The sequence below is a fragment of the Elusimicrobiaceae bacterium genome, from assembly GCA_028700325.1.
Classification (GTDB): Bacteria; Elusimicrobiota; Elusimicrobia; order Elusimicrobiales; family Elusimicrobiaceae; genus JAQVSV01.
Window position 1 is genome coordinate 1 of the sequence record JAQVSV010000095.1, and the last position, 6972, is coordinate 6972.

Annotated in this window: 5 protein-coding genes; all 5 read left to right on the forward strand. The window is 59.1% G+C overall.

Annotated features, from left to right (window positions below; genetic code table 11):
* Window positions 1–203 precede the first annotated feature (203 nt).
* From hpt to glmS, 5 genes are read left to right on the forward strand one after another with little or no spacing between them, the layout of a single operon-like run.
* Window positions 204–752, forward strand: a complete 549-nt coding sequence (gene hpt / locus PHW69_09290; GenBank protein ID MDD4005375.1) for a hypoxanthine phosphoribosyltransferase — start codon at window positions 204–206, stop codon at window positions 750–752.
* A 17-nt stretch (window positions 753–769) separates the two neighbouring features.
* Complete coding sequence (gene ftsH / locus PHW69_09295) at window positions 770–2812, forward strand: ATP-dependent zinc metalloprotease FtsH (protein MDD4005376.1); 2043 nt, start codon at window positions 770–772, stop codon at window positions 2810–2812.
* Between the two features lie 5 nt (window positions 2813–2817).
* Window positions 2818–4215, forward strand: a complete 1398-nt coding sequence (locus PHW69_09300; GenBank protein MDD4005377.1) for a hypothetical protein — start codon at window positions 2818–2820, stop codon at window positions 4213–4215.
* Window positions 4206–4925: a pyridoxine 5'-phosphate synthase gene (locus PHW69_09305; GenBank protein MDD4005378.1), complete on the forward strand. Its 720-nt coding sequence runs from the start codon at window positions 4206–4208 to the stop codon at window positions 4923–4925. The genes PHW69_09300 and PHW69_09305 overlap by 10 nt, the downstream gene beginning before the upstream one ends.
* A gap of 1 nt (window position 4926) precedes the next feature.
* Complete coding sequence (gene glmS / locus PHW69_09310; GenBank protein ID MDD4005379.1) at window positions 4927–6774, forward strand: glutamine--fructose-6-phosphate transaminase (isomerizing); 1848 nt, start codon at window positions 4927–4929, stop codon at window positions 6772–6774.
* The last annotated feature ends 198 nt before the right edge of the window (window positions 6775–6972 follow it).

Consider the following 6972-nt stretch of genomic DNA (forward strand, 5'->3'; position numbering starts at 1 on the left):
TATTCCATACGGGTTTTAGGTGTCATTATCCGCCCCTTGTGGAACTGTAAAACTGTCCCTACTTGGGTTAGATAGTAAATTGCGCAATGATATGCCCTATGGTAAGATTTTAGCTTGCGCAATACGCGCGGTTGACTTGAGTTAGCCTGAAAAGGTACCATTATACTTAAAATCTATACAATAGCAATGTTGCGGAGGCCGGCTTGGAACAGTTAATACATCCCGATATGGAGAAAATACTCATCAGCCGCGAGCAGATCCAGCAGCGGGTTGCCGATCTGGGCGCGCAGATTTCCCGCGATTATGCCGGGAAAACGCCAACTTTAGTCGGAGTGTTGCGCGGGTGCGTGCTGTTCCTTTCGGATCTGATGCAGCATATAAGCATAGACTGCCGGCTTGATTTCATCTGCCCGTCTTCTTATGCGGGCACCAAATCCACCGGGGTTGTGCGGCTGCTGCTGGATCTGCGCGAGCCTATAGAGGGGAAGGATGTCATCATCGTGGAAGATATTGTGGACAGCGGGCTCACGATGAGCTATCTGCTGGAAAATTTCAAGACCCGCAGGCCCAAATCCCTTTCCGTCTGCACGCTGCTTGACAAAACGGAATGCCGGACGAAAGAGGTGCCCATCAGCTACGCCGGCTTTAAAGTGGGGGACGAATTCGTGGTGGGCTACGGGCTGGATTACTGGGAGATTTACCGGAATCTGCCCTATATCGGAGTGCTCAAATCTTCAAGGATACGTGAATAGACATGTTCCCCAAACAAATGAAACGGAATGCGCCTAATCCGGCGCTGCAGATTTTTGTGTGGCTGGGCGCGATACTGGTTTTGCTGCTTGTTTACCAGCATATGCAGGGCGGCGCGGTGGAAAAGCAGCTGGCCTATTCGGAGTTTAAATCCAATCTCAAAGCCGGCAATGTGGAAAACGTGCGCCTGAGCCCGGAACTGATTACCGGCACGCTCAAGGAGAACGGGAAACCGCAGAAATTCCGCGCGGTCGCGGTGAAGGACGACAATCTGGTGTCCGAGCTGGAATCCGGCAACGTAAAGTTCGAAGGCACGACTGACAAAAGCTGGGTTACGTCAGTGCTGCTCAATCTCGGCTGGATAGCCATTTTCATATTCCTCTGGTGGTTCATGTTCCTGCGCGGCGCCGGGGGCGGGAAGCAGGCGATGAGTTTCGCCCGGTCGCGCGCCAAGCGGCAGGAAAACGGCAAAGGCGACGTGACTTTTAAAGACGTGGCCGGCTGCGACGAGGCCAAGGAAGAGCTGCAGGATGTCATTGAGTTTCTCAAGGATCCCAAGCGGTTCCGCAAGCTCGGAGGCAAACTGCCCAAAGGCGTGCTGCTGTACGGCACTCCGGGCACCGGCAAGACACTGCTCGCCAAAGCGGTCGCGGGCGAGGCGAAAGTGGCGTTTTTCAGTTCGTCCGGCTCGGAATTCGTGGAGATGTTCGTGGGCGTGGGCGCGTCGCGCGTGCGCGACCTGTTCGAGCAGGCCAAGAAAAACGCGCCTTCCATTCTGTTCATAGACGAACTGGATGCGGTTGGCCGCAGGCGGTTCGCCGGGATCGGAGGCGGGCATGACGAGCGCGAGCAGACGCTTAACCAGCTGCTGATAGAGCTGGACGGGTTTGAGTCGAATGAAGGCATTATCCTTATCGCTTCGACCAACCGGCCGGACGTGCTTGATCCCGCGCTGATGCGGCCGGGCCGGTTTGACCGGCATGTAAATGTGCCCATGCCTGATGTGAAGGGGCGCGAAGCCATTTTGAAGGTGCACGCCAAAAAAGTGCGGATTGATAAAAACGTCAATCTGGCGCTGATTGCCAGGCAGACTCCCGGGTTTGTGGGGGCGGATCTGGCCAACGTGGTCAACGAGGCGGCACTGCTGGCCGCGCGGCTTAACAAGGCCACCGTGCAGCTGGAACATTTTCAGGAAGCGATCGAGCGCGTTGTGGCGGGCCCTCAGCGCAAGAGCCGCGTGATCAGCGACCGGGAGAAGCGGATTATAGCCTACCACGAAAGCGGACACACGCTTATCGCCAAAATGATCAGCGGAGCGGACCGGGTGCATAAAGTGTCCATAATATCGCGCGGACCCGCCCTGGGCTACACTTTGCAGCTGCCGGAGGAGGACAAATATCTCACCTCCCGGACTGATCTTATCCGGCGGCTGTGCGTTCTGCTGGGCGGCCGCGCGGCGGAACAGCTTGTTTTCAATGAAACCACGTCCGGCGCGGCGGACGATATTTCCAAAGTGACGATGTACGCGCACCGCATGGTGGCGGAATTCGGCATGAGCGAGGCTATCGGCCCGATCGCGCTCCATAAAGAGGAGGGCGAGGTGTTTTTAGGCCGCGATCTCGCGCGGCAGCAGCAGTATTCCGAGGATACCGCCCGGCTGATAGACCGCGAACTGAAGCTGGTGGTGGATGAGTGTTACGACCGCGCGCTGAAAATACTTTCCGAAAACCGGGCCACGCTTGACGCGCTGAGCAAATGGCTGATAGAGCGCGAGGTGCTTGAGGCGGATGAGATCACCGCCATTATTGACAATCCTGCCATTGTTTTGCCGGAACGGGCCTCTCCCTCGGAACAGGCTGCCGAGCCGGCCGAACCGCAGGCCGAGAAGGACGCCGCCTGCGAGGAAGCAGCCCGTGAGGCGGGGGAAAATGAAGCCGAGGATGACGCGCAGGATGAAGACGAGGCCGGGGAGCTGGAAGATGTTCCGGCTGAAAAGACGCCGGCCGGCATTAAATCGGCGCAGGCGGATGACGCTGTGGTTAAAGCGGCTAAAAAGGACTGAACCCAATGGGAAAATTTTTCGGCACCGACGGTATCCGGGGTATAGCGTACGAGTTTCCGCTGACCGGAGAGTTTGTCGTCAGGGCCGGGTATGCGGCGGTAAAGGAAATCGTGCGCGAGCCGGGCGTGTTCAACCCGGGCGCGGACGGTTCCAACAGTATTCCCGCGGTGGTAATCGGTCGTGATTCGCGCCAGTCCGGGCGTGATATAACCGACTGGCTGGTGCGCGGCGTAACCGCCGCCGGCTGCCGGGTCATAGACGCTGGTGTGCTGACCACGCCGGCGGTTGCTTACCTTACCCCCAAACTGGAAGCGGTGTGCGGGATAGTGGTATCGGCGAGCCATAACCCGCCGGAGTTCAACGGCATAAAATTTTTCTCCTGGAAAGGCGCGAAGCTGCCGCCGCGGCTTGAGGAGCGGATAGAAGCGCGGCTGCGGGCCGGAACGCCGGTCCCCGGAGTGACGGCGGCGGAAACAAAAAAACTTTATTCGTTCCGGCCTGAACTGGCGGAGGAGTATCTTGAATTTCTTGTGAGCACGATGCCTCCGGAACTCAATCTGGCCGGCATGTCGCTTGTGATAGACTGCGCCAACGGCGCGGCCTATAAAATAGCCGGGCAGCTGTTTAAAAGGCTGGGCGCGCGGGTGCATGTCACGGGCAACAGGCCTGACGGCGGGAATATAAATGTCGGGTGCGGCTCCCTGCATCTTGAAAAAGTCTGTGCGCAGACCCGACGGCGCGGCGCGGACTGCGGGTTCGCGCTTGACGGCGATGCCGACCGCGTGCTTTTTTCCGACGAAACCGGCGCGCCGCTTGACGGCGACGATATTATCGCGCTTGCCGCGCATGAAATGCACGCCGCAGGCACGCTCCGCTGGGACCGGGTGGTGCTTACCGTCATGTCTAACTGCGGGCTGGCGCAGTGGCTTGAACGCGAGGGGATAGGAGCGGTGTCCGTTCCTGTGGGCGACAAATATGTAAGCGAAGCGCTGGAACTGGGGGATTTGAGCGTCGGGGGCGAGGCGTCCGGGCATATAATTTTCCGGGAATTCGCGCCGACGGGCGACGGGCTGCTTACCGCCGTGCAGGTGCTTTCGCTTCTGCGCCGCAGCGGCCGCAGGCTGAGCTGGTTTAAAAAACTGTGGACCCGCTATCCCACGCAGCTGCGCGCCGTGAAAGTTGAAACGAAGGTGCCGCTGGCCAAACTGGCCGGTTTTGAGGCGCGGGCGAGAGCGCTGGAAAAAGGGCTGGGCCCGGGCGGGCGGATTTTTATCCGTTATTCCGGCACGGAGCCCAAACTGCGGATTTTGGTGGAGGGGCCTGACCCGGGGCTGGTGACAGCCGCCGCCCGGGAGCTGGAAAATCTGTTCAAAGAGAAAGTAAAGGGGATTTTATGCCGATGAAACTGGGCGTTAATATTGATCATGTGGCCACTTTAAGGCAGGCGCGCGGGGCGGGCTATCCCGCGGTGGAAGCCGCCGCCGAACTGGCGTTGCAAAACGGCGGCGATTTCATCGTCGCGCATCTGCGCGGCGACCGCCGGCATATGCAGGACGGGGATATCAAGACGCTCGCGGCGAAACTGGGCGGCAAACTGCATCTGGAAATGGCCGGCACGGCGGAAATGGAGAAAATAGCGCTTAAATTCAGGCCGGGCTCCGTTTGCATCGTGCCGGAACGGAAAAGCGAGCTTACAACAAACGGCGGACTTTGCCTGGCCGGAAAACAGGGCCTGGAAACAGGGAAGCTGTCGGCCAGGCTGGTTAAAAAGGGGATCGGCGTGAGTTTGTTTATCGAGCCGGACCCCAATATTTTGCGCCAGGCCCACAAGCTGGGCGTAACGGCGGTTGAATTTTGCACGAAATCATACGCGGAGTCGCCCAGCCGGAAAGCGATGGCGCAACGGCTGGAGGAGCTGGCTCTGGCGGCGGTTATGGCGCGCGAGCTGGGGCTGGAGGCGCATGCGGGGCACGGGCTGGATTACGATAACGTGGCGCCGGTAGCCGGTATTGAGGATCTTGCCGCGCTTAACATAGGGTTTTCGATAATCGCGCGCGCTTTGAGCGCGGGCTTGCCGAGCGCGGTGCGCGAAATGAAGGAGCTGATGTCCTGATATGTGCGGAATAGTGGGGTATGTGGGTTCTGAAGACTGTGTGCCGGTTCTGTTGTCCGGGCTGAAGCGGCTTGAGTACCGCGGTTATGATTCGGCGGGGCTAGCCGTTATCGGATCAGCCGGTTTGCGGGTGATAAAAAACGAAGGCAAGGTGGCGGGGCTGCAGGCCCGGCTGCCGGCCAGCGGAATAAGCGGTTCGATCGGGATCGGGCACACCCGCTGGGCCACGCACGGCCGGCCGAGCGAGGAAAATTCTCATCCGCACACGTCGTGCGGGGGCGATATCGCGGTAGTGCATAACGGCATTATCGAAAATTATCTGCAGATAAAAGAGCGGCTGCTGGCGGCGGGGCATATCTTCCGGTCCGAAACGGATTCGGAAGTCGTGGCGCATCTTGTGGAGGAGAAATTCGCGCAGGCGCCCGGCGCGGACAGTGACGCGCGGTTTTTTGAAGCGGTGCGGCTGGCGGTCAGGGAACTGGAAGGCGCGTTCGCCATAGCCGTGGTGTGCGATGCCTGCCCCGGTCTGTTCATAGGCGCGCGGCGGCACAGCCCGCTGGTGGCGGGGATAGGGGACGGGGAGGCGTTTCTGGCGTCCGACGTGCCCGCGTTTATGGAGCATACCCGCAAGGCCGTGTTTTTGAAAGACGGCGAGATAGCCGTGCTGACCGCCGGGAAAGTAAAAATTTTTGATATGGACGGCAAGCCGGTTCCGGTTAAGGCGAATGTGATCAAATGGGACCGCGCGATGGCGGGAAAAGGCGGCTACAAGCATTTCATGCTTAAGGAAATTTACGATCAGCCGTTGTCCGTCGAGGAAACGCTGCTTGGCAGGCTGACTCTTGACGAAGCGACACTGAAAGGCGAATTCGGGCTGGATTACAAGGCCGCGCGCGCGATTACCCGCATTCACATAGTGGCGTGCGGCACCGCGTATCACGCCGGGCTGGTGGCGAAATACGCGATCGAGCATTTTGCGCGGATTGCGGCGGATATAGACGTGGCTTCGGAGTTCCGGTACCGCGAACCGGTTCTGGCTGCGGGGACGCTGATTCTTTCCGTCAGCCAGTCTGGCGAGACGGCGGACACGCTGGCCGCCGTGAGGACTTGCCGTGCGGCGGGTTTTAAGAGCCTGGCCATATGCAATGTGCTTGGGTCCACGCTTACGCGTGAAAGCGATTTCACCTGCTATACCCATTGCGGGCCGGAAATAAGCGTGGCGTCCACAAAGGCGTTCACGGCGCAGCTGGCGGCGCTGCTGGCGCTGGCGTTGCAGCTGGGCCGGGCGCGCGGCGCGCTGCCCGGGCCGGAAGGCGAGGCGCTTGCCGCCGAGCTGATGCGGTTGCCGCGGCTTATGGAAAAAACCGTCAGTCTGGACAAAAATATCGCCGAAGTGGCCAGAAAAATCTGCAGGAAAGGCAGTTATCTTTTTCTGGGCCGCAATTCCAATTTCCCGATCGCGCTTGAGGGCGCGCTTAAATTAAAGGAAGTTTCCTATGTGCACGCCGAGGCGTTTGCCGGGGGCGAGATGAAGCATGGCCCGATCGCGATCATAGACGAGGGGATGCCCGTTTTCGGAATCGCGGTTCATGCCGCCACTTTTGACAAAATGCTTTCCAATCTGCATGAAGCGGTGGCGCGCGGCGCGCGTGTAATAGGCATAATGACCGAGGGCATTCCGGCCGGCGGCCAGCTGGCGGCCCGGTTTGACGTGCCGAAGGTCAACGAGTATTTTTCTCCGCTTTTGACTGTCATTCCGCTTCAGTTTTTCGCGTACCATATAGCGGTGCTGCGCGGCTGCGAAATTGACCAGCCGCGTAATTTGGCAAAAAGCGTCACTGTTGAATAAGAGAGCTGCAAATGCTTTGTGTGTGCCGGCTTGCCGGCGCAAGTAGTCCCGCAGAGGTGCGGTTGCCTGCCTTGCGGGGGGTGCCTGCGGAAGTGGAAGCGGAGGTTATATGTTCATTCTTACACCTGAGAGTGTAGGAGAATTCATACCGCCCCGGAAAAAGGACGGCTGCAAGCGCGATTTCGGACGCGTGCTTGT

Coding starts and splice junctions, on each gene's coding strand:
- PHW69_09300 (MDD4005377.1), top strand. CDS start 2,818: ATGGGAAAATTTTTCGGCACCGACGGTATCCGGGGTATAGCGTACGAG.
- glmS (MDD4005379.1), top strand. CDS start 4,927: ATGTGCGGAATAGTGGGGTATGTGGGTTCTGAAGACTGTGTGCCGGTT.
- PHW69_09305 (MDD4005378.1), top strand. CDS start 4,206: ATGCCGATGAAACTGGGCGTTAATATTGATCATGTGGCCACTTTAAGG.
- ftsH (MDD4005376.1), top strand. CDS start 770: ATGAAACGGAATGCGCCTAATCCGGCGCTGCAGATTTTTGTGTGGCTG.